Consider the following 22,915-nt stretch of genomic DNA (forward strand, 5'->3'; position numbering starts at 1 on the left):
CCACAAAAAAAGCTGCCACAAAATGTGACAGCTTCTTTAAAATCCGTATTAAACTCCAGCCAAAACGCCTGCTTCTTCAACTGTTAGGCCCATTGCTTTTGCTACACCTTCGCCGTAAGCGGGATCTGCCAAGAAGCAGTGCTTAATGTGACGAAGTTTGATGTGTTTTTCAACGCCTTCCATGTTTCGAGCAGTGTTATCAAACAAGATTTCTTTTTGCTCGTCACTCATTAAGTTGAAGAGCTTACCAGGTTGTTCGAAGTAGTTATCGTCGTCTTCACGGAAATCCCAACGATCTGCATCGCCATGGATTGCCAATGCCGGTTCTTTGAAATCCGGTTGGTCTTTCCATGCACCATAACTGTTAGGAGCATAATGCATCATGCTGCCTTTGTTGCCGTCAACGCGCATCGCCCCATCGCGGTGGAAGCTGTGAACTGGGCATTTAGGTTGGTTGACCGGAATTTGATGGTGGTTAACGCCCAAACGGTAACGTTGAGCATCGCCATAAGAGAATAGGCGGCCCTGCAACATTTTGTCAGGGGAGAAGCTGAGACCCGGAACAACGTTTGCTGGTGTGAATGCAGCTTGCTCTACTTCTGCAAAATAGTTTTCAGGGTTGCGGTTCAATTCCCACTCACCGACTTCGATTAATGGGAAGTCTTTTTTATACCAGACTTTCGTTAAATCGAATGGGTTGTATGGCATATTCATCGCTTGTTCTTCTGTCATCACTTGGATGTACATTTTCCATTTAGGGAAGTCGCCTTTTTCGATTGCTTCGTAAAGGTCACGTTGGTGGCTTTCACGATCTTTTCCGACTAAAGTTTCCGCTTCCTGATCAGTCAAGTTTTCAATGCCTTGTTGTGAACGCATATGGAATTTAACCCATACTCGCTCGTTATTTTCGTTGATCATACTGAATGTGTGGCTTCCGAAACCGTGCATATGACGATAAGTTTTAGGGATTCCACGATCACTCATGACGATTGTTACTTGGTGTAACGCTTCCGGTAAGTTAGTCCAGAAATCCCAGTTGTTATTAGCGCTTCTCATGTTTGTACGAGGGTCGCGTTTAACTGCATGGTTCAAGTCAGGGAAGATCAATGGATCGCGGAAGAAGAACACAGGTGTGTTGTTTCCTACAAGATCCCAGTTTCCTTCTTCGGTGTAGAAACGCATAGCAAAACCGCGGATATCACGTTCTGCATCAGCTGCACCACGTTCACCGGCTACAGTAGAGAAGCGGACGAACATATCCGTTTTCTTACCGATTTCGGAGAAAATCTTTGCTTTCGTATATTGTGTAATGTCGTGAGTGACAGTGAATGTACCGTACGCACCTGAACCTTTTGCATGCATACGTCGCTCAGGAATAACTTCACGGTCAAAGTGAGCTAATTTTTCAAGTAGCCAAACGTCTTGAAGAAGTACTGGACCACGTGGACCTGCTGTAAGCGAGTTTTGGTAGTCGACAACTGGCGCGCCTGCTGCGGTAGTTAATCTTTTTTTGTTTTCATTCTCATTGTTATGCAATTATTTGCACCCCCTGATTGGAATAATTACATATAAAACTATATCAAATTAATTATAATTATTCTAATGAAAGAACCTAACAAATTTAATAATAGATAAAAAGTCTCAAAATTCGAATGTTTTATTTATTTTCAAGCGGGTTGTAATAGGAAAACCGCATGCTATAATAAAAACCAACTTAATAGGCGTCTATCATATAATCGCAGGAATATGGCCTGCAAGTTTCTACCGGCTTACCGTAAATGAGCCGACTATGATGAAGCACGGATTAAAGGATCACATATTATGTGACTCCTTTACTTAATCATTTGGCTAAATACCCGGATGACCTTGCTCCATTCATAGGATGGAACAAGGTTGTCCGGGTTTTTTATTTGTTTTCGGTAGGCAGAGGCTAATTTGAATATCCACAATTGAAGGGAGAATCTCTCATGCAACAATTGCGTGATCGAATAAAAACAGATGGGAAAGTACTATCAGCAGAAGTATTGAAGGTCGATTCATTCTTGAATCATCAAATCGACCCTGAATTGATGATGGCAATCGGTGAAGAATACGCAAGCCGATTTGCTGAGGAAGGCATTACCAAAATCTTAACAATTGAATCTTCCGGGATTGCACCAGCCGTTATGGCAGGATTGAAGCTTGGGATTCCCGTTGTTTTTGCGAGAAAGAAAAAGTCACTAACGCTTACAGATGGGCTCTATTCATCCAATGTCCATTCGTTTACGAAAAACGTAACGAGTGAAATTTCAGTCTCGAAAGACTTCATAAAAAAGGAAGATCATCTTCTCATCATTGATGATTTCCTTGCAAACGGACAAGCCGTGTTAGGTCTTTTAGATATCGTCGAGCAGGCAGGTGCAAGTTTAGCGGGTATCGGGATTGTAATCGAGAAAGGATTCCAGCCAGGAGGAAAACTGATTCGCGAAAGAGGGATCCGGGTTGAATCTTTGGCAATTATTAAATCCCTAAAGGAAGGGACCATTGAATTCTACGAGGAGGAAACGGTGAAATGAAGAATACGACATTAGCCATTCAGCATCTTTTGGCCATGTATGCAGGAGCCATTCTTGTCCCACTGATTGTAGGTGGCGCCATCGGGTTGAGCTCTACGGAGTTAACGTACTTAGTGGCAGTTGATATTTTCATGTGTGGAGTTGCAACATTACTTCAAATTGTGAGCAACCGTTTCTTCGGAATCGGACTTCCTGTCGTGTTAGGGTGTACTTTTACTGCTGTGGGGCCGATGATCGCCATTGGTGGTGAATACGGTGTTTCTGCCATCTACGGAGCTATTATCTTCTCTGGCATATTTGTTGTGTTGATCGCTGGTGTATTCGGGAAATTAGTCCGATTCTTCCCCCCGGTAGTTACAGGGTCTGTTGTCACCATTATCGGTTTAACGCTCATTCCGGTAGCGATCAATGACATGGGAGGCGGACAAGGAGCGAGTGACTTCGGTTCTCTTACTAATATCGCTCTTTCTTTCGGAACGCTTATTGTCATTTTATTGATCTATCGTTTTGCAACAGGGTTTATCCGCACGATTTCTATTCTTCTTGGGATTTTGACTGGAACAGTAGTTGCTGCCCTAATGGGGAACGTGAATTTTGCGGCAGTGAAAGAAGCAGGCTACTTTCACATGGTGGAACCGTTCTACTTTGGATTGCCAACGTTTGAATGGTCAGCAGTCATCACGATGACCTTAGTGGCACTCGTCTCACTTGTTGAATCATCTGGTGTGTATTTTGCATTAAGTGATATGACAGGAAAGGAAGTAAAGGAGAGAGATCTTTCCAGAGGGTATCGTGCAGAAGGAATTGCCGTATTATTGGGGGGAATTTTCAATGCCTTCCCTTACACGACCTACTCACAAAACGTCGGACTTATTCAAATGACAGGTGTTAAATCGAGAAGAGTTATTTTCATCACCGCAATCATGCTCATCGGTCTCGGATTCCTGCCTAAAATCGCTGCATTCACAACGATCATACCGACTGCCGTATTAGGTGGAGCCATGATCGCGATGTTTGGAATGGTGACGACACAAGGCATTAAAATGTTGAGTAAAGTTATTGCTGAAAAACCTGAAAACTCGATGATTATCGCATGCTCTGTCGGAATGGGGCTTGGTGTCACTGTCGTTCCAGGTCTTTTTGCACAACTTCCGACTGGGATTCAACTTTTGACAAGCAATGGAATTGTAGCAGGAAGTGTCACGGCAATCATACTTAATATCCTATTTAATATGTTGCCGGCGAGAAATACTGATTCTGTACAAACAGTTCCAGAACAAAAAGCAGTTTAACATTTAAACTTCTGACGAGAGGGGTACTTTAAAAGTACGTCTCTTTTTTTTGTCCATTTATTGAACGAAGTTCCCTTACTATTTTGTAATAAATGAGTAAATAACATGAACTTGAGTTCATGTTTAATTTATAATGTAGTCAACGAGGTGAACGTATGTGAATGAACAACAGAATTCCCTTATCAAAAATTTTCCGACCGTGCCAAAACAGGTCCGGTCTCAACATAAGAAACATGCCTTATTCGAGAGTGGGCAAATTCTATTCTCCGAAAAGGGGTATGACCATACCACAACGAAGGACATCGCCTCGCATGCAGGAGTTTCAATCGGTTCCTTTTATCGTTATTTTGAAGATAAACGCCAATTGCTGTTAGCTATCATTGATGAACGGATTGAGCAAATGATGCCTCCGGTCGTCAATTGGACAGACCATAGAGATCCGGAAGAAGACTTGGCAAACCGTCTTCAGCAGCATTATTCAACATTAATATCAAGCGGATTCTATAAATTGCTGCCAGAGTTGATTTCGAAGGATCGGGAGTTGGAAAACATCATCCGAGTTGCAAAGAACAGGCTGCAGGATCACATGTTGAAACAATTGGAACAGCTTCGAGATGAAGGGATGACGTGGGAAGATATCGATTTGGATACCGTGTCATGGTGCATTATCAACTTATTGGAACATCTGACGGAAAAAGTGGAAGAAGGCGGCTCGATCCATTACGAAGAGATCGCTAAACTGATATGTCGAATGATTTATCCGCCCGATATTCTGAATAAATTAGAGGAGAGTGATGGCTAATGCCAATTAAAGTGTATACTGCTACAAGCAACAGATCTTGCAGGAAAGCGATTGCATGGCTCGAAAAATATGAGATTCCCTATGTTGAAAAAAACGTTTCGTCTGAACCTCTAACGAAAGAAGAATTAACCGAAATCTTAAGCTTAACGGCTGAAGGAACAGATGAAATCATCGCTAAAAAGTCTAAAGGCTTCAAGAAATTGAAAGTGGATATGGATGGAATGACATTAAATGAGCTCTACAAGATGCTCCAAGAGAATCCTGGTTTGTTGCGTCTTCCAATTTTAGTAGATGGAATCAGGCTGCAAATAGGATACAATGACGATGAAATCCGTCAATTCTTGCCGCGTTATTTCCGTGCGAATGAACTCCAAAGCATGTTGGCGTTAGAAATGTAATCTCCCGAATTAAATACTCCCGTATAAACATAGTCTTCTACATACAACATGTTGGAGGCTATTTTTTATCCTTTTATGGAAGGAGGCACCTCATGGAATTTCTGCTTTCGTTACTGGTTGGGGTTATATTTGTAGGTTTAGTCAGTCTGATTGTATTTCGGGCAATCCGAACGAAGCGATTGCCTGAAAATAACTACACACCTTTTGATGATATTACAGAAGGAAGAGTAGACAGTGATGAAAATAAATTGTAGATGTTGTCACAAATTATGGCCCAATCTCGTTATAAGGGTAAACGAGAAAATGGAGTGATGAATTGTGACACGTCAAACAATTGTAGTAGTTGGAGGAGGCCACGCAGGAATTCATGCAGTTAAAGCGATACAAAAAAGATTGAAGAAGGTCCCTTTCCGTCTCGTGTTGTTGGATCCCCAACCGGCTCACGTCCGTAAAGTACTGCTATTCAAGGCGGCTGTAGGAGAGAGTGAACTAACCGTACCTTGGTCTGACATTCTACCTCTGGGAACGGAGTTCATAAGAGGGGCTATCCATTCTGTAAATCCTTCTATGAAATGCTTGGAGTATAGGGATCAGTATGGAACCAGTCATCTCCTAGACTATGATGTATTAGTGTTGGCAATTGGGAGTGTGGTTCGAAACATCGATGGAGATGGTTTTGCACTATCAAATATAGAAAATGCAAGGCAGATTCATGGAGTAATCGAGGGAAATATACAGAGAGCAACGACTGTTTTAGAATCTCATGAAAAAAGAAGGCTATTGACATTGGCAGTTGTCGGAGGAGGGATCAGCGGGATTGAAACGGCGTTTGAGTTAAATCAATTCATGAGAACAATGGCTAAGACGGTGGGAGTGGACCCAGAAGAAGTTCAAGTACAACTTGTTCATTCCCGACAAAACTTACTTCCTGACGGAACGGAAAAACTTAGACAAAAACTACTTGAAAAAATGAATCGAAATCAGATTGTACTAAGGAACGATAAAATCGCATTAAAGCAGGAGGGAGGAATGCTCCTCTTAAGTAATGGCGAGAAGATTCCAATTGGAACATCCGTTTGGACAGTAGGTCTACAGCCGAACCCTGTTGTTCAATCGCTTGGACTGCCGTTCGAATCAGATGGAAGACTCAAGACGGATCCGTCCTATCGGATCATCGATTCCGAGGGGATTTATAGTATCGGAGACTGTGCAAACATTGTAGATCCATCTAACGGAAAAACAGACGGAATGACATGTAAAGAAGCCATTAGTCAGGCAAATAGATTAGGAAAGATAATAGCCTTGGATCTGATAGGGTATCCTGCGCCAAAACATCAGTCCATCCGGAAAACCTTCTGTTTCAGTCTCGGTACAGGTGATGCACTTGTCTCGGCAAAGGTTTTCGGAGTTGAGATGATTATCGAGAATAAAATAGCTTGGATCATACGGAAAATCACATGGAATCTTGCCAGTTTTGTCAATTAGGAGGAATACGGATGGATATCGCAGAACTATATAGAACCTATAAATCATTATGTTTTTCAATCTCCTACCAATTGACCGGTTCGATTTCAGATGCCGAGGACGTGGTGCAGGATGTGTTTTTAAAGCTTTCAACCGTCACGATTACGGACCTCGAAGAGCCAAAAGCGTATTTGTGCAAAATGACGGTAAACCGTTGCTACGATGTATTGAAATCTGGAAAAGTTAAACGCGAACAGTATGTTGGTCCATGGTTGCCTGAACCTCTACCAACGGGTAAGAATCAGCTGGAGGAATTAGTCGAACGGTCGGAGCTTTTGAACTACGGGATGTTAGTCTTGCTTGAGCGGCTTACTATAGTGGAAAGGACCGTATTTGTTCTTCGAGAAGCATTAGGATTTGAATACGCTGAAATTGCTAAAATTGTTGGGAAGAACGAAGTGAATTGCAGAAAGATTTTAAGTCGTACAAAAGAAAAAATAGAGCTATCAGATCGTGGGGAACTGCAATCTAACCCCCCTACAGTAGAGTGGATTCACCAGTTTTTAGGTGCACTTGAGCTTGGACAAATGGATCAGGTCATTACCCTCCTTAGCGAAGATGTAACTCTTCTTTCAGACGGCGGCGGGAAAGTGTCTGCTGCGCTTAAACCTATTGTGTCGCGTGATTTTGTTTTACGATTCATCATGGGGATTTTCCAAAATGCATCTAAAAAAGAAGAGGAAATTCGCTTTGAATTAACGGAACTTAATGGCGAAACTGGTGTAATTGTATGGTCTAAAGATGAAATTATGACCGTTGCACTCGTTCATATTGAATCAGGGATGGCGAAGAATTTTTACTTCATCCGAAATCCTGAAAAGTTGAATCATCTCAGTCGGTAAGTCCGCAGCCTTTTGGATCCTATTGAAGAAAAAGACAAAAAATGTTATACTATCTTTTGTCTTACGGAGATGTACCCAAGAGGCTGAAGGGGGCTGACTCGAAATCAGCTAGGGCGTTCACGCGCCGCGGGGGTTCAAATCCTCTCATCTCCGCCATACATATTAGCAATCGACCATCCATTTTTCTGGGTGGTCTTTTATTTTTCTTGTAAATCGGCATTTCAAAAGAATATTGGACAATCATCCGTAATACTGTAGTAGGAAGAGAGGCTGAATTGGGGGAAGACGATGTCCGATATTCACTATTTTCCACGTAGCGTCCAAAGGGAGGAGCTCGTATTAACGAATACGATGATGCTCTTTAGGCGATTGTATCATTATGATTCCGAGCGGTTTAATCGCTTTCTCAACTTGTTAGTCGAAAATGCCGAAACTGATGGCGGGATTGATATGTCCTTAAAGTTCAAGAGCCAGCACGTCGGGGCAATCCTTGACGGGTCGATCAGCCAAGACTCGTTTAAGATTGTGATTGAGACGAAGCCTTATAGCCAGCACCAGATTGGTCATATCCGTCATCACTTCGCATCTTTCCGTGAAGAGCAGCATCAGCTATTTCTCTGGATTAACCCCGAACCGATCGATTTGACCTATAAACAGATCGTCTTGGATGAAATCTCTGATTTTAACGCGGCGAACCGAAAGGAAATTAAATTTGCTACTGTCACATTCAAGGATCTGTGCCATCTCTTGAAGTCCATGGTGGCTGATCATGAAACAGATCTCTTAGCAATGACGGAAGACTATGAGGATTTCTGTTCCACTGCAGGACTTGTGAAGACAATGGAGACAAAGTTACGAGTCGTCCCTGCAGGGGCTTCATTCGAACAGCATATGAGCTTTAATGTCTATTACGACCGGCGGGTGAATTCTTATCAGCCGCATAAGTACATCGGTCTTTATAAGGACAAGGCTGTAAGAGGAATCGGCAAAATTACTTGTATAGCGGATATAGATTATAACCGGATCACCTATAGTCTCATTAAAGCGTCCATATTAGAGGGGACACTTTCTCAACAGATGGAATTTCTCTTGATGAAAGTCATTAAGGATGCAAAGCAGAATTATGGATTCGATTTGACGACGGATTGCCGTTTTTTCTTCGTGGATGGTTTTTATCCAACGTATTTCCGAAAGGATTCGCCATATGGAATTACCGGCAAGCGGTATATCGACTTGGAGAGTGTTGGAGGATACCATAAGAATTTTGATACAAGCGAAATTGCGGAGGTTTTAACGGGCAAGGGCTGGAAGTGAAGAAGGAGAGGCTTATGCCTCTCCTTCTTTCATATTTAAACGTTCTAAAATTCTTCGTTTACGGTAAAGCATCTGCCCGGCTTCCGCAATATCGTTGATTGCGGAGCGGTTAATGAACGCTCCAAATACAAGACCTGCTACTGGAACCATTTGAAAGAGCTTCTGCCAACCATAGTTATCTCTATAGGAGAAAACGACTTCTCGCCAACCCTGTAATTCGGACATTGCTTCTCTTTTTTCAACAGTTCCATCTTTGAAAGCCGAAAGCTGTTTTAAGATGGCTTGTTTTCCGACGATATCCGATGAAACAAATTGTAAGCACTTAATGATGAATAAGCGTTCTTTCTTATCCTTAGGATCGTATCCATAGCAGATGGCAATGTCCTGAAGTGTTTTCAATTGCAGCCCTAACAATAGCGGGATATCAAGTGATGAAGTAATGATTCCTCCGAAACCAGTACTTGCCCCTTGGATTGTTGCGACTTTCCTCCGGCCTTTTGTCATTTTATCAACTGCCTCGTCCATGGTTTGGACAGACAACCCTTGAACGTCCTCTAATGTTTCGACGAAATGATTCGGGAAGTATGCGGGTATTCTAACCGTTGAACTCAGATAACTGCCGCCTGTCTGCACATACTGACCTAATTCATCTAATAACAATCCGATTTTATGTTGAATAAAGGCTGGGGTGAAACGGTCCAGCAGCTTAAAAGGCAATCTTCCGAGCCGTTCCCAAAACCATAATCCGCTTTGGTCCTTTTCCCAGTCTTCTACTTTATGTAATTCGTCTAGTAACCATCTTCGATCTTCAATCACTACACAAACCTCTTTCCTTTTGTATACCTTATTAACGAATATAGTATGAAAAAGATTCATGAAATAATAATCCCGCAGGAAAACTGACCTGCGGGAGACTATTATTGTAGGGGTAATGGTTCTTCTTTTAATTCACCAATCGCTACCTCAGACCGTTCTTCCAAGGATTTGCGTAAATGGACTGTTGCCGTTTTACCGTCGTCATGGATTTTGTCAATCCAGACAGAAACACCATTGTAGGATACTTCAAATTCATCAGGTGAGGCGACAATTTGCTTTGCACGATCGTATTGCATAGGAAAACTCCCTTCACTTTTTGCGTTTGCGACTTTTTGGATCCAATTCTGCTAATTCTTTTGAGAACTCCGCAGCAATATCCTGGGGAGGGATTTTTTGATTTTTTGGTGTCTGTGGCAATGACTGCTTATTTGTTCCCTTGCTTTTACTATCATCTCTTCCCATAATTACGCTCCTTTGCATGTATTCCTTTTTAATATGAGTTGGAATTGAAAAAACATGCAGGAACAAAAACCCGGAAATGCAACCATTTCCGGGTTAAGTCTTCATATTACAGATTTATTTTCAGTTGGAACAGGTGGATCGTCCTCGCCAAAGGTGAATAGTTCATTTTCGTTCGAACCTATAATTGTGACTAACAAAAGGAAACACAAAAAGCTTTTCATCTACAAATCCTCCCATTTCTCCACATTTCTTTGTTTGTAGATGACATTATTCGCTTTTTGATAAAATTCTCCTGCTAACTTGAATTTGTTTTGATGGAATAAGTGGTCTCCAAGTAGTATTGAGTATTTTTGAATGTGTCTCAGATCGAAAGTTTTTTCAAAATGTTTGACTGCTTCTTTAAGCAAATGATCTAAGTTCTGTCTATTTGTATGGAGCGCCTTGTAAATAGAAAAATGGTAGTGATACGTAATCGGTAAAGCTGAACGGTCTTGGGTTAATTCATTCTTTAAATAATCGATGCCTTTTTGGCACCAGCGCAAAACTAACATAGAATTACCTAACTTAGAATATTCCACGATAAGTGCATGAATTGTCACTAAAACCTTTCCATGATGTTGCTCTGTTTTCTTCAAGTCTAAGCTTATATGAAAATATTCTAAAGCTTTCTCAGAATTACCTTCAAGGGAATAAAGGGTTCCTAAGTTGTGATAACACATTCCTTTGTAATAAGGCAGATTGAAATCTTCTGCAAGTTTCAATGCAAGTGAATAGTTTTCTCTTGCCTTTTTGAAATGGTTCAGATTTCTATAGGAGATGCCTAATAGTATGTAACAATCCATTGCCCGTTCAAAGTATAAATGATTTTTATAATACTCTAATGCGGTTGTCGTAAAATTCACGGAGCTGAAGTTTTCACCGTTTTTGTGATAGATATTACCCAATATGCTATGGAAGTCTGCAAGTTCCCAGTCTTCCAGCAATGCCTTTTTAGTCAGTTCCAAATTCTTTTCCAATGACAGGAGACTGCTGTGAAACTTGTACTCAAAAAACTCAAATAGTCCAACATTAATATTGAAGATGAATTTCTGATGGTGATCGAACTGATCCTCGACTGACCGCAGTGCCTCTATAAATGGAGATAGGTCTTGATCTTGATCCTGCAAAATGAGGAATAGGCGGAACATGAGTAGATTGTATGTGTAAAAGTTATGTAAGTTTTGAAAGTGTATTTTATGTTCGGCAAATTGCTGTAAATATTCACGTATTTCTTCTTTATTTCTCTTTAAAATCCCTTCTTTGTAAACAGCTTGCAACGATGAGATGATTCGACTTTCATCTTGATGTGATAGCTCTTTAATCTCAATTCCCAGCTTATTTAGTAAAAGTTGAAGAACTTCCTCACTCGGAATGGCGGTTCCATTTTCGATTTTACTCAAATGAGAAGCAGAACATATGCCCTCTGCCAATGTGGATTGCTTCATCTTTTGTTTAAACCGTTCCTGGCGAATCATTTGACCAATGCTGCTCATACTTCTCACCTGCCTCGTCTCGCTCATATATGTTAATCAGTTTAAAAACCGGAAGACAGCTCTTCCGGTTTTTTGATCACTATAGATCTTCCCAAAACCTTACTCTCTTTTGCTTAAAGATTGCTCTCTCCGCTTTTTGGAAGTAATCCATTGCTTTTTTATAATCTTCGTTTTGTGCGTAATGATCGATTAACAATACCGAATACTTGTGGATGTATCGGTAGTCGTCAATTTTTTCGAAATGAGCAATGGCTTCTTTTAAAATCTCTTCTTTATCTAAAGCATTACTGTGCAGCGCCCCGTATATTAAATAATGATATCGATAAGATTCAGCAAGTGCACTGTGATTATCATCATATTCCTTGTCCAATATGTTGAGTCCTTTTTTGCACCAACGAATCACTTGGATGGAATTGTTTAGTTTTGAATATTCATTAATGAGAGCCAAAATGGTGGCTATTCGTCCTTCTTTTATCTTCATATGGTATTTAGATTCAAGGCTAAGGTGATAATACTCAATTGACTTTTCTGGGTTTCCTGCCATTGCGTGGAGTCTGCCTAAGTTATGGTGAAACATGGACTGGTAACTATTCAAACCAAGCTCGTTTGCTAACTTTTGACCCAACAAATAACTTTCCTTCGCTTTTTCAAGCTGATTTGTATTTTTGAAGGAAATACCTAAAATAATATAGCAATCAATAGCTCGTATTAAATATAAGTTGTCTCTAAAGAAGCGCATCGCTTTAGATATATATTGAATCGCCCTGAAATATTCATCTATTTTCATATAGGTAGTCCCTATAAAATTGTAGAAGTCTGCAAGCTCCCAAGCTTCAATTTGCACCATTTTTATTAACTCGAAAGAGCGCTCCAAAATTTCAATACTTTTTTGGAATTCAAACTGGGAGTAATAGTAGATTCCCATATTTAGATGGAAGATGAATTTTTGTCGTTCATTAAACTGACTAGCCACCAACTCTAAAGTTTCTATGAATGGGGAAACATCCTGTTCTCGTAAAACAAGGAATAATCTGCACATGAGGAGATTATAGGTATAAAAGTTATCCATGGACTTAAATTGAATTTTTTGTCCCGCGAACTGGAGAAGGAAATCTCTTATTTGTTCGTGGTCCCGATTTAATACGGCGTCCTTATACATAGTTTCAAGCCGATCTATAATTTGCTCCTCTTCTTCCACTGAGTATTCGCTCATCTGGACATTTAATTTCTCCAGTAGTAGATTTGCAATTTCTTCACTTGGAATGGCTGAATTATTTTCAATCTTGCTTAAATGAGAGGCGGAGCAAATACCTGCCGCCAATGTTGACTGTTTCATGTTTTGTTTTATTCGTTCCTGACGGATCAGATGTCCGATCCTGCTCATACTGTTTCACCTGTCTTCCTCTTATGTTACTAAGTCTACAACATTTCACATAATTCGACACGGAAAATAGGACAAATGACACTTGGGAAATTTTCTTCTAAAACCTCAAATATTTTGCCTTATTTTTTAAAAATTTCCCGGTCCTGTTGTTAAAAAACAAGTGGTTTGGAAACGCTTGCGATTATTGTAATATTCTGTGCTAAAATTAGTAAGATTAAGAGACAAGGGGGTACTTATGAAAAACACTGGGGAAGTGGTACTGTGCATTAAAAGTCTTTCAAAGAAATTCGGGAACAAAACAGTTCTGAATGGAATTGACTTGGAAGTCTATAAGGGGCAGATCATTGGATACATCGGACCAAATGGTGCAGGGAAGAGCACAACTGTAAAAATTATGCTTGGCCTATTGGATGGTTATAGTGGTTCTGTTGAACTATTTGGTAAAGATATTTCTTCTGACAATTATACATATAAACGAAAAATTGGCTACGTGCCGGAGACGGCAGAATTGTACGAGAATCTAACGGCTGCAGAATATTTGGTCTTCGTTGGCGAACTATATGGGATGGATAGTTCGATTGCAGAAGAAAAGGCAAGGAAGCTGATGAAGGAGTTTGGAATAGAGGAAGTATTTCATTCCCGGATTTCATCTTTTTCAAAAGGAATGAAACAGAAGGTACTGATCATTTCGAGCTTACTCCACGATCCGGATCTATTATTTTTTGATGAGCCATTAAGTGGATTAGATGCCAATAGTGTTGTCATTATAAAAGAATTGATGACTCAGCTCGCTGAAAGGGGAAAGACCATCTTTTATTCATCACATATTATGGATGTTGTTGAAAAAATCAGTAACCGAATTATTCTCTTGGTTAATGGAACAATTATGGCAGATGGGAGCTTTGAGGAGCTGAAGGAGAAAAGTGAAGAAGGCACACTTGAAGAAATTTTTAATCAACTGACTGGATTCCATCAACATAAATCGATTGCCCAAGATGTAGTCTCTATTATAAGTGAGGGAAAAGAATATGAGTCAGTTTAATTCCCTCCGATTTTTGGATATTTTTAAAGGGCTCTTTTTCAAAATGGGCATTGATTACAACGTCATGAGATCCATTCTGAAGGTAAAGCTGATGATGGACCGTCGGAGGATTCCATCGATATTAAATGAATCAAAAATAGATGAAGAAAAAAATTATTTTCTTCGTTCGTTAGGAATCTATGCCCTTTATGGATTAATCCTCATTCCGTTTTTGCTTTTTGGAGATCATGCTTTTATCCAAATGAGTTTGATTTTTGGGGTGCTCTTTTTTATTTTGATTACGACCATGATTGCTGACTTTTCATCGACAATGTTAGATATAAATGACCGCCATATTTTACACACTAAACCGGTAAGTAACCGGACAATTACCGCAGCAAAAACGATTCATATGGTCATTTACCTATTGATGATTATCGTTGCACTGACTACTATACCAATTGTTTTCATGTTGATTAATCGAGGCATCCTTTTTGTCATGTTGTTTATAGTAGAAATGATTGCACTGAGTGTCTTTTTAATTGTTTTTACGGCCCTCATCTATTTTTTGATTTTACGATTTTTAGATGGAGAACGGCTAAAAGATGTTATCAACTATGTCCAGATCATACTTTCTGTTGCAATCTTTGTCGGCTTTCAAGTATTAGTTAGACTATTCGACTTTAGTTCGTTTGAATTTATATATGAGTATAGTTGGTGGCATCTGCTCATTCCGCCTCTATGGTTTGCGGCGCCTTTTGAACTGGTTCTATCAGGTAACACATCATGGTCAATTAACCTGCTTTCTTTGCTTTCTATTGGTATTCCAGTGATTGCTTTGGTGATTTACATTAAAATGATGCCAGCTTTTGAACGGTATTTAGAAAAAATGAGGGAAGTTTCAACTGACAAAAAGAAGCGGGTCATTTGGGATGATTTTTGCTCGAAATTATTGTGTAGAACAAAAAAAGAGAGGACCTTTTTTAGATTTTCCTCTATTATGATTTCGCGTGAACGGGACTTCAGGCTGAAAGTGTACCCGGGTTTGGGAATTGCAATGTTTCTGCCGTTCCTCATTCTATTCAATGAATATCGTGCCAGCTCTTTTGAAGAATTGAGAAATAGTAACTATTTCATGTCGATTTACCTTTGTGGCTTGGTGTTAGTAACTTCTATACAAATGCTAAAGTACTCTAACAATTATAAAGGAGCATGGATCTTCACCATGTCCCCTCACGCTGAAAAGAGATTATTTAGTGCAGCCATCAAGACGGTCTTATTGAAACTCTATCTACCAGTTTTCTTATTGGTATCTTTTGCGTATATATGGATCTTCTCAATTGAAATACTTCCTGATTTAATGGCCGTATTCTTAGGGCATATCATTTCAGCACTGATTATTTTCAAAGCTATCCATGATACAAAGTATCCGTTTACTGTGCCATTTAACACGGTGCAGGAAGGTAACTCGTTTAAAATGTTTTTCCTAACACTAACTCCAGGATTATTCTTTGTTGTCCATTTGATTTTCCAATCATTCACTTTGGGGATTTATATTTATTTAGTAATTCTATTATGTACGGTGGTTATTTATTGGAATCGTTTATTCCGTATTTCCTTACCTGTTGCCTGATGGCAATGGGTATTTTTGCATGGACAAATACAGTCTTATATTGAAACTATCAACCTCTTATTATATGATGGTAGTAATTATCCTTAATATTTTGAATATTCATTATATCGGGATAATATAATGGGAGAATAAACAATTAAGGGGGTTTTCCATTGAAAAGGGGAGTACGTTATATCGCATTAGGAATGCTTTTGGCATTCAGTATGTTCTTAACTGCATGCGGAACAAGTGGGGGAGGTTCCGCAGACGCAGGGGAAAAAGTATATGTTGTCGGAACCGATGCAACATATGCACCGATGGAGTATATGGATGACAAGGGGAATATCGTGGGGATTGATATTGAAATCGTTAATGCCATAGCGGAAGCAGCCGGTATTAAAGTCGAATATAAAAACTACGGTTGGGAGCCGCTATTTTCAGCTGTAAAGAATGAGGAAGTGGACTTCGCTGTTTCTTCTATCACGATTACTGATGATCGGAAGAAAGAGTATGATTTCACAGATCCATATTTCATTGCGAATCAATTGATTTTGGTTCCTGAAGATTCTCCAGTTGAATCATTCAAGGATTTGAAAGACAAAAAAGTGGCTGTACAAATTAGTACGACAGGCCATAAAGTTGTAGAAAAATTGTTAGGGAAGACGAGTGCTAACATTTTAGCTCCTGAATCCATGCCGTTGGCCATACAAGAAATGATTATTGGTAACGCGGACGCTGCAGTAGGCGACAACTTTGTTCTTCTCGATTATCAAAAAAATAACCCGAACGTTAAACTGAAAACGATTAATGATGATTCTTTTGAAAAAGAGTATTACGGGCTCATGGTGAAAAAAGGGAACGAAGAACTCGTGGAAATTCTGAATGAAGGAATCAAGAAAATTAAAGAGAGCGGAAAGCTTGAAGAACTAGCTGGTTTTAAAGTGGAATAGCTTCAGGGGGTGTATGAATGGACTTTCTGCCGGATATCCGATGGGATATGATATGGAACTACCGCGAGATGTTTATCCGAGGAATCTTTGTTACATTGGCGTTAACATTTGTCGGATATATCGGGGGAATCGTTTTAGGCCTACTAGTAGGAATCGGGAAGATATCCAAGAAAAAGTGGATTTTTTACCCGACTAAATTCTATGTGGATTTTTTCAGAGGAACTCCTTTACTCGTACAAATTTTATTAATTCATTATGCTGTGATTCCTACTATTTTCGGGCACTCTTTAGGTTTCTTCGTAACCGGATCGATTGCATTGATCTTAAATAGTGCAGCCTATAATGCCGAAATCATCCGAGCAGGAATCGAATCGATTGAAAAGGGACAGATGGAGGCAGCAAGATCCCTCGGGATGCCGCCAAACACTGCAATGAAAATTGTAATTCTACCACAAGCGATGAGAAGAATGATTCCGCCGTTAGGCAACGAATTAATCGCACTGCTGAAAGATACATCTTTGGTGAGTGTACTTGCAGCGACAGACCTTTTGTACGCCGCAAAAATCGTAGCAGGTGCCTATTTACGTTTTTGGGAGCCTTATATCACCATTGCCATCATCTATCTGTTCCTGACATTCATTTTCGGGAAATTGATTACTTATGTGGAGAAACGTTTCAGTAATAGTTACGTACCTAAAAAACGAAAGGCTCTGTTCGCTTCCGGAGGTCAAGCATTAGGAGGCGGTTCAAATTGATATCGATTAGAGATTTGCATAAGTCTTTTGGCGATTTAAGTGTTCTGAAGGGAATAGATTATGAAATTAAGGAAAAGGAAGTAATTTGTGTCATCGGACCAAGTGGCTCTGGGAAGAGTACTTTCCTTCGTTGTATAAATCTTCTTGAGGAAATTACGTCTGGAGAAGTGTACATCGATGGCATGAAGGTCAACGATCCGAATACGGATATCAATAAAATTCGTAAAGAAGTGGGCATGGTGTTCCAGCAGTTCAATTTATTCCCGCATATGCGGGTGTTGGATAACATTACGGTAGCACCGATTAAGATTCGGAAGATGAACCCGAAGGATGCAGAAGGGCTTGCGCGAAAATTATTAGAAAAAGTAGGGCTGAGTGACAAAGCGGATGCGTACCCTGAACAACTTTCGGGTGGGCAAATGCAGCGTGTAGCGATTGCCAGAGCATTGGCGATGCAGCCGAAAGTGATGCTGTTTGATGAACCGACTTCCGCACTTGACCCGGAAATGGTGAAGGAAGTGCTCGACGTCATGAAGCAGCTGGCCCTTGAAGGGATGACGATGGTTGTCGTCACCCACGAAATGGGATTCGCCCGCGGCATGGGCGACCGTGTTTTGTTCATGGACCAAGGACTGTTGGTAGAAGAAGGACCTCCTGAACAAATTTTCGGCAATCCGAAAAGTGAACGAACGAAAGAATTCTTAAGCAAGGTGCTATGGAGTGCCAATGAAGAATCGCTCCCACTATAATGTGGGAGTATTTTTTATGCCATTTTCATAGGCGGTGTTTCATAACATGAAGTATCGAACAGAAAGAACCGAAATTAATAAGAGGTCGTCCTATTAGGAAAGGGGTGGAGGAATGTCGATTTCGTGGAAAATAACAACTATATGTATTTTGATTGGGGGATCGGCTATTGGCTTTTGGGCCCTAACCGGTAGGTGGATGGAAGAGGGATTGACGCCTGAAGCTGATGGGACCAACGAGTATGCTATAGTTTTAGGGGCAAAGGTTAACGGGGAAGTACCATCTTTATCATTGCATTATCGAATTGATGCAGCTCTCGACTATGCTGAAAAATATCCACATGTAAAATTAATATTATCGGGTGGTCAAGGACCGGATGAAATGATGACCGAAGCGGAAGCGATGAGAAGGTATTTAGTTGAAAAAGGAATTAATGAAGAACGATTAGTATTAGAAGAGGAATCTACTACAACCTATGAAAATCTACTTTACTCAAAAGAGCTTATGCCTGAATCTGTTAAATCCGTAACCATCATCACGAGTGATTATCACTTGGCGAGAGCTCGGCTACTCGCAGAAAAAATTGGTTTTGAGTCAACTGACTCGGTTTTGGCTAATACACCAAAAGTGGTCGAAACTAAATTGAAGACGCGCGAACGTCTTGCTCTTTTAAAAACAGTTTTGTTTGGAGAATAATGTTTAGTTTTTTCAATTTTAGCGTTTACATACATATCGCCATTCGCTGCAACCATACTATACACGATGCTCAAAGCATCGAATATTCGGGAGGAGCGAGGATATGACACAAAACTATTCAGGTCAAACTGGTCAGCAAACGCATCAGAATATGCATACGGGAACCGTTAGCCAGCAAATGAATCACGGTGGACATGAATTATTTGACGTACATGAGGTGTTATCTGGTGCAATCGGAACGATGAATCAGATGACACTTTTCCGTTCACATGTAAAAGATCCGGAACTTCGTGATATTTTAGATCGTCAATATCGTTTCTTCGCTGACGAATACAATATTACGGTGGAGTGTTTTAAGACAGGTCAGGACCCATCCCATCCGACACAAAGTTATAAGATGACTACAGGAAATGATTTCATTTACGGGATGCAGGCAACTCAGCCAAAAAAACCGATCCAGAATGCCTCTGAAATCTCAGATGAAATCATTGCAGGTTTCCTTCTTTCATCCCATAAGATGAACGCATCGGGTAAGACGATGGCTGCGCTTGAAGCGACTAATCCTGTCGTTCGCCGTGTTTTAGCCGATTCAGTTCCGAACTGTATCGAGATGGCGTATGAAATATCAATTTACATGAACAAGCATAAGTACTATCAAGTACCACAATTAGCCCAACAGGATATGCAGCAACTTTTGAATGCGTTTGCCCCAGTGCAAGGCCAAATGGGGCAAGGTCAAGCTCAAATGCCGAATAATATGCAATAGTAAGAAGAGAGAGGGTTATTCCCTCTCTTTTTTTATTTTGGCACAGCATACTCGGCTGCTTACATAAATACATTATCAATAGGAACAAACAACTATTGGAAGGGAGGGGAAAAGGTAATGGCAGCTCGATTTATTCGGATTTCGGCTGTATATTTTGCGATTGGTGTATTGTTGGGAATGTATATGTCAATGGCACATAATTACGTGTTGACTGGTGTTCACGTCCATATCAATTTACTCGGATGGGCCTCTATGGCACTTGCAGGAATCATTTATCATTTATATCCGGCAGCAGTAAACAACAAGCTTGCCAAGTTCCATTTTTGGGGTGCGAACATCGGACTACCAATTATGATGCTTGGTTTGGCTGCCCTATTGTTGACAGGGTCCGCAGCTTTCACACCGGCGATCTCAATTGGCGCCACGATTGTAGTCTTAAGTGTACTGGTCTTCGTCTATAATGTTTTGAAGAATGTGAAGAGTGCTTAAACCATTGAAGTACAAATAACGAACGTTTTTACATCCTGCCTGAATTCCATTAGGTAGGATGTTTTGTTATTGGAAAAAGCTTTGTTCATCATTTTGTGACGTTTAAGAAAGGATTTACCGGTTAAGAGGCGAATAGATTTAAGGGGAAGTGATTTTATGCCTGTAATCAGTATTGAAACGTACATCCGAGCACCAATTTCGCTTTGTTTTGACTTGGCAAGGAATGTTGATATTCACACAAAAACTACATTCAAGACAAAGGAACATGCTGTTGGTGGAGTTATAAATGGTTTACTGGAGCCCGGGGATACTGTTACATGGCAGGCTGTTCATTTTGGAATAAAGCAAAAATTGACTGCAAAAGTAACGGAGATGAATCGGCCGTTTGATTTTACCGATATACAGGTAAAAGGAGCTTTTCAATCTTTTACGCATCTTCATCAATTTTCATCAAAGGATGAAGGAACGGTCATGATCGACAGATTTGAATATAAGGCTCCGTTCGGTTTCTTTGGTATGCTTGCAGACTGGTTATTTTTGAGAAGATACATGCATCGTTTTTTAACCCAACGGGCATGGCAACTGAAAAGAATAGCGGAGGACAAAGCGTATGGTGACTATGAAGTATGGGAGTAGGTCTGACTGGAAAAGGATTCTGGAAAGAAGGTATATTGAATCATTCGTAGAGGAAAAGTCGTTTAAGGGGCATTTAACACTATTGCAGATGTTAAAAGTAACTGAACCGTTGCATGTTACATATGGAAACACTTCACTGTGCATTGTAGATGACGGTTATTATTGGATGCAGTACTTCCCTGAAAAAGGACATTATTCAGTTACAACGATGTTGGATTCGGAAGGACATATTATACAGTGGTATATCGATATATGTCTGAGAGTTGGCTATAATCCGGATAAAGGACCATGGCTCGATGATCTGATTTTGGATATAGTTGTCTTACCCGATGGTCAATTAATTGAGTTGGACGTGGATGAGTTTATGATAGCCAAGAGCGAAAACTTGCTCTCGGAGTCAGAAGTTGAATTGGCTACGCATGAATTCAATCGGCTAATAGAAGAGATTTCCCAACAACGTTTCTCTTTACTAACTGAAACTGCCCGCCATTTCGAAGAATTAAAGAAAAAGTTGACGAGTTCATGATCCCTTTTTCATGTGCGACAAAATCTTATCTTGTTTTACTGTTTACTATTTTTGTACTATTCAAATAGAAGATGTCCTTTAATTGAACCTAACATCTTAGTCGTTTACATAATGAGGAGCAAAAGCTGAAATGAAATTTACTACGTTTGAAGATTTGAAACAAGCAGAAATTATCAATCGGTGGGGGAGGCATTCCATGACAGTATCTGTTTATCTCATCGATGGGATGATGATTGATACTGGCCCTTTCAAGAAGAAAGATGAAATGATTCAGTTATTCAGTCAATGGAGTCCGGAACAAGTCGTTCTGACACATCATCATGAAGACCATACAGGTATGGCCGCCTGGGCTCAAAATAAGGTGAGGATTCCTCTTTATATTCATGAAGCGGGAGTGAGCCATTGTATTGAGGAGATGAAGCTCCCTTTATACAGGAGGGTGTTTTGGGGTGAGCGGCCTCCGTTCAGTCCCATCCCGATTGGAGACACGCATGAATCATTGAACTATACGTGGAAGGTCATCCATACACCTGGTCATGCTGATGATCATATCGCCTTGTTTAATCAGGAGAAAGGATGGATGATTGGCGGAGATTTGTATGTACACCCTAAGCCGAAAAGTGCATTTGCTTTCGAATCGTTTCCGGTCATGGCAGAGTCATTGCGTAAAATCCTCTGCTACGATTTTGATACGTATATTTGCTCGCATGCAGGTGTATTGCCAAAGGGAAGACAGGCAATCCAAAAGAAACTCGAATACTTGGAGAACGTGATTTCCGAAGTTCAATATCTTGAAGGGTTGGGACTGACTCCGCGGGAAATCCATAAAAAGATGTTCCCGAAACGACATGCGATGCATCTATTATCATTTTTCGAAAATTCACCAAGACATATTGTAAATTCAGTTTTGTCCAAATAGAGGAGGAAAACAGATGTCAGTTGAACAAAAGAAGGAGTTTGAAATAGTTAGCAAGGAAGAGTTTTTAGCAATTGGATTCAAATGGGAGGGCACATTTGCTGAAGCGGCTGATGGAGGGATCCGGAGAATCCAGGCGGAGCTTAAAAACCGGTTGGAAGAAATCAGCGGAAAAGTAAATCCCGAGACATTACTTGGGCTTTCTTATCATGCCAGTGAAAATTCTGAAGGATTTACTCATTACGCGGCTGTCGAAGTGTCAAATGCAGATTCGGTACCGGAAGGAATGGTCTCCATATCGGTTCCAGCAAACCGATATGCACAAACCGATCACCGTAAAGGCGAAAGTGTAGTGGAATCATACAATCAGATTTATATTTGGATTCGTGAGCAAGGGATGGAGGCAAGTCAATCGGGATTGACCCATTTTGAAAAATACCCGATGGCCCAGGATCCATTTTCAACAACTCCTGCTTTCACAATTATGATTCCGATAGAAACTGCATAATTACCAGTAATAAACAGAATCAGCCCAAAACTGATTCTGTTTTTACGTTATTGTAACTTTTCACGTAATGCCATTTTCTTTAATACAGGAATGAAAAACTGTATTCTCTCAAGTAACTCTACTCTTACAGCCTAATACTTGATTCGTATCAATTGCACAAGAATAAGGTCTGCACATTATCTACCAAAATTCAGCATTATTAATAAGATAGTTCAAAATCCCACACATCGTTTGTTCATCAGGCATTCCCTCTGAAAAATGTTGCGGTATAGTAATATCCTTCCGTTTCACGATTGTCCTCTATTTTTAATTTACACCCCAAAGTCATGTATCAAATCGCGTTTTTACTCATAGAGTAGACTAAAGATTCAG

26 protein-coding genes, 1 tRNA gene and 1 riboswitch are annotated in these 22,915 nt (G+C 40.2%); of the genes, 21 read left to right on the forward strand and 6 right to left on the reverse strand.

The annotated features are described in order from the left end of the window. Positions 1 to 48: 48 nt before the first annotated feature. Positions 49 to 1,536 (reverse strand): catalase, encoded by a 1,488-nt coding sequence (locus ACFOZY_RS01480; protein ID WP_378151497.1) that lies wholly within the window; start codon positions 1,534 to 1,536, stop codon positions 49 to 51. Positions 1,537 to 1,708: 172 nt separating this feature from the next. Next, positions 1,709 to 1,810: riboswitch (purine riboswitch) on the forward strand. A 157-nt stretch (positions 1,811 to 1,967) separates the two neighbouring features. On the opposite strand from ACFOZY_RS01480, the gene ACFOZY_RS01485 reads away from it, so the two are divergent. From ACFOZY_RS01485 to ACFOZY_RS01525, 9 genes are all read left to right on the forward strand, one after another. Continuing rightward, complete coding sequence (locus ACFOZY_RS01485) at positions 1,968 to 2,555, forward strand: xanthine phosphoribosyltransferase (protein ID WP_378151499.1); 588 nt, start codon at positions 1,968 to 1,970, stop codon at positions 2,553 to 2,555. After that, positions 2,552 to 3,847: a nucleobase:cation symporter-2 family protein gene (locus tag ACFOZY_RS01490; protein ID WP_378151501.1), complete on the forward strand. Its 1,296-nt coding sequence runs from the start codon at positions 2,552 to 2,554 to the stop codon at positions 3,845 to 3,847. The genes ACFOZY_RS01485 and ACFOZY_RS01490 overlap by 4 nt, the downstream gene beginning before the upstream one ends. Before the next feature lie 199 nt (positions 3,848 to 4,046). Then, positions 4,047 to 4,649 carry a TetR/AcrR family transcriptional regulator gene (locus ACFOZY_RS01495; protein ID WP_378151503.1) on the forward strand — a complete coding sequence of 201 codons (603 nt, stop codon included), beginning with the start codon at positions 4,047 to 4,049 and terminating at the stop codon, positions 4,647 to 4,649. Beyond that, complete coding sequence (gene spx, locus ACFOZY_RS01500) at positions 4,649 to 5,047, forward strand: transcriptional regulator Spx (protein ID WP_378151505.1); 399 nt, start codon at positions 4,649 to 4,651, stop codon at positions 5,045 to 5,047. Before ACFOZY_RS01495 ends, spx begins: the two co-directional genes overlap by 1 nt. Positions 5,048 to 5,139: 92 nt before the next feature. Further along, complete coding sequence (locus ACFOZY_RS01505; RefSeq protein ID WP_378151507.1) at positions 5,140 to 5,301, forward strand: hypothetical protein; 162 nt, start codon at positions 5,140 to 5,142, stop codon at positions 5,299 to 5,301. A gap of 64 nt (positions 5,302 to 5,365) precedes the next feature. Then, positions 5,366 to 6,532 (forward strand): NAD(P)/FAD-dependent oxidoreductase, encoded by a 1,167-nt coding sequence (locus tag ACFOZY_RS01510; protein ID WP_378151509.1) that lies wholly within the window; start codon positions 5,366 to 5,368, stop codon positions 6,530 to 6,532. Positions 6,533 to 6,543: 11 nt separating this feature from the next. Then, positions 6,544 to 7,413, forward strand: a complete 870-nt coding sequence (gene sigJ / locus ACFOZY_RS01515) for an RNA polymerase sigma factor SigJ (protein ID WP_378151511.1) — start codon at positions 6,544 to 6,546, stop codon at positions 7,411 to 7,413. Positions 7,414 to 7,478: 65 nt separating this feature from the next. Further along, positions 7,479 to 7,569, forward strand: a tRNA-Ser gene (locus ACFOZY_RS01520). A 132-nt stretch (positions 7,570 to 7,701) separates the two neighbouring features. Continuing rightward, positions 7,702 to 8,727: a hypothetical protein gene (locus tag ACFOZY_RS01525; protein WP_378151513.1), complete on the forward strand. Its 1,026-nt coding sequence runs from the start codon at positions 7,702 to 7,704 to the stop codon at positions 8,725 to 8,727. 12 nt (positions 8,728 to 8,739) lie between these two features. Here ACFOZY_RS01525 and ACFOZY_RS01530 read toward each other — a convergent pair whose 3' ends face one another. The 5 genes from ACFOZY_RS01530 to ACFOZY_RS01550 all read right to left on the reverse strand — a co-directional run bounded on the left by ACFOZY_RS01530 (position 8,740) and on the right by ACFOZY_RS01550 (position 12,921). Further along, positions 8,740 to 9,543, reverse strand: coding sequence for an EcsC family protein (locus ACFOZY_RS01530; protein WP_378151515.1), 804 nt, complete (start codon positions 9,541 to 9,543; stop codon positions 8,740 to 8,742). 101 nt (positions 9,544 to 9,644) lie between these two features. Further along, positions 9,645 to 9,839 carry a small, acid-soluble spore protein, H family gene (locus ACFOZY_RS01535; RefSeq protein WP_378151517.1) on the reverse strand — a complete coding sequence of 65 codons (195 nt, stop codon included), beginning with the start codon at positions 9,837 to 9,839 and terminating at the stop codon, positions 9,645 to 9,647. Positions 9,840 to 9,852: 13 nt separating this feature from the next. Then, complete coding sequence (locus ACFOZY_RS01540) at positions 9,853 to 10,005, reverse strand: YfhD family protein (RefSeq protein WP_378151519.1); 153 nt, start codon at positions 10,003 to 10,005, stop codon at positions 9,853 to 9,855. Positions 10,006 to 10,226: 221 nt separating this feature from the next. Next, positions 10,227 to 11,537: a helix-turn-helix domain-containing protein gene (locus tag ACFOZY_RS01545; RefSeq protein ID WP_378151521.1), complete on the reverse strand. Its 1,311-nt coding sequence runs from the start codon at positions 11,535 to 11,537 to the stop codon at positions 10,227 to 10,229. Between the two features lie 79 nt (positions 11,538 to 11,616). After that, a complete protein-coding gene (locus ACFOZY_RS01550; protein ID WP_378151523.1) occupies positions 11,617 to 12,921 on the reverse strand; it encodes a helix-turn-helix domain-containing protein in 1,305 nt (434 codons plus the stop codon). Positions 12,922 to 13,156: 235 nt separating this feature from the next. Between ACFOZY_RS01550 and ACFOZY_RS01555 the strand changes: the two genes are divergently transcribed. The 12 genes from ACFOZY_RS01555 (at position 13,157) to ACFOZY_RS01610 (ending at position 22,543) form a co-directional block, all read left to right on the forward strand. Further along, the gene (locus ACFOZY_RS01555; protein WP_378151525.1) at positions 13,157 to 13,963 is read left to right on the forward strand and encodes an ABC transporter ATP-binding protein; all 807 of its coding nucleotides are present in this window, start codon (positions 13,157 to 13,159) and stop codon (positions 13,961 to 13,963) included. Then, positions 13,950 to 15,575, forward strand: coding sequence for a hypothetical protein (locus tag ACFOZY_RS01560; RefSeq protein WP_378151527.1), 1,626 nt, complete (start codon positions 13,950 to 13,952; stop codon positions 15,573 to 15,575). The genes ACFOZY_RS01555 and ACFOZY_RS01560 overlap by 14 nt, the downstream gene beginning before the upstream one ends. Positions 15,576 to 15,727: 152 nt before the next feature. After that, the gene (locus ACFOZY_RS01565; protein ID WP_378151529.1) at positions 15,728 to 16,504 is read left to right on the forward strand and encodes a basic amino acid ABC transporter substrate-binding protein; all 777 of its coding nucleotides are present in this window, start codon (positions 15,728 to 15,730) and stop codon (positions 16,502 to 16,504) included. A gap of 17 nt (positions 16,505 to 16,521) precedes the next feature. Then, the gene (locus ACFOZY_RS01570) at positions 16,522 to 17,259 is read left to right on the forward strand and encodes an amino acid ABC transporter permease (protein ID WP_378151531.1); all 738 of its coding nucleotides are present in this window, start codon (positions 16,522 to 16,524) and stop codon (positions 17,257 to 17,259) included. Next, positions 17,256 to 18,008 (forward strand): amino acid ABC transporter ATP-binding protein, encoded by a 753-nt coding sequence (locus tag ACFOZY_RS01575; protein WP_378151533.1) that lies wholly within the window; start codon positions 17,256 to 17,258, stop codon positions 18,006 to 18,008. The genes ACFOZY_RS01570 and ACFOZY_RS01575 overlap by 4 nt, the downstream gene beginning before the upstream one ends. A 112-nt stretch (positions 18,009 to 18,120) precedes the next feature. Further along, entirely contained in the window at positions 18,121 to 18,702 is a 582-nt protein-coding gene (locus ACFOZY_RS01580) for a YdcF family protein (protein WP_378151535.1), read from the forward strand. Positions 18,703 to 18,805: 103 nt separating this feature from the next. Further along, a complete protein-coding gene (locus ACFOZY_RS01585) occupies positions 18,806 to 19,468 on the forward strand; it encodes a spore coat protein (RefSeq protein WP_378151537.1) in 663 nt (220 codons plus the stop codon). Between the two features lie 117 nt (positions 19,469 to 19,585). Further along, a complete protein-coding gene (locus ACFOZY_RS01590; protein WP_378151539.1) occupies positions 19,586 to 19,957 on the forward strand; it encodes a hypothetical protein in 372 nt (123 codons plus the stop codon). Positions 19,958 to 20,113: 156 nt separating this feature from the next. Continuing rightward, positions 20,114 to 20,593, forward strand: coding sequence for an SRPBCC family protein (locus tag ACFOZY_RS01595; RefSeq protein ID WP_378151541.1), 480 nt, complete (start codon positions 20,114 to 20,116; stop codon positions 20,591 to 20,593). After that, entirely contained in the window at positions 20,568 to 21,119 is a 552-nt protein-coding gene (locus ACFOZY_RS01600) for a ribonuclease FAU-1 family protein (protein ID WP_378151543.1), read from the forward strand. The genes ACFOZY_RS01595 and ACFOZY_RS01600 overlap by 26 nt, the downstream gene beginning before the upstream one ends. 130 nt (positions 21,120 to 21,249) lie before the next feature. After that, on the forward strand, positions 21,250 to 22,038 hold the full coding sequence (locus ACFOZY_RS01605) for an MBL fold metallo-hydrolase (protein WP_378151545.1): 789 nt from the start codon (positions 21,250 to 21,252) through the stop codon (positions 22,036 to 22,038). Positions 22,039 to 22,051: 13 nt separating this feature from the next. After that, positions 22,052 to 22,543 (forward strand): GyrI-like domain-containing protein, encoded by a 492-nt coding sequence (locus ACFOZY_RS01610; protein ID WP_378151547.1) that lies wholly within the window; start codon positions 22,052 to 22,054, stop codon positions 22,541 to 22,543. The last annotated feature ends 372 nt before the right edge of the window (positions 22,544 to 22,915 follow it).

The organism is Chungangia koreensis (genome assembly GCF_042651785.1).
In the GTDB taxonomy this organism is placed as follows: domain Bacteria; phylum Bacillota; class Bacilli; order Bacillales_A; family Planococcaceae; genus Chungangia; species Chungangia koreensis.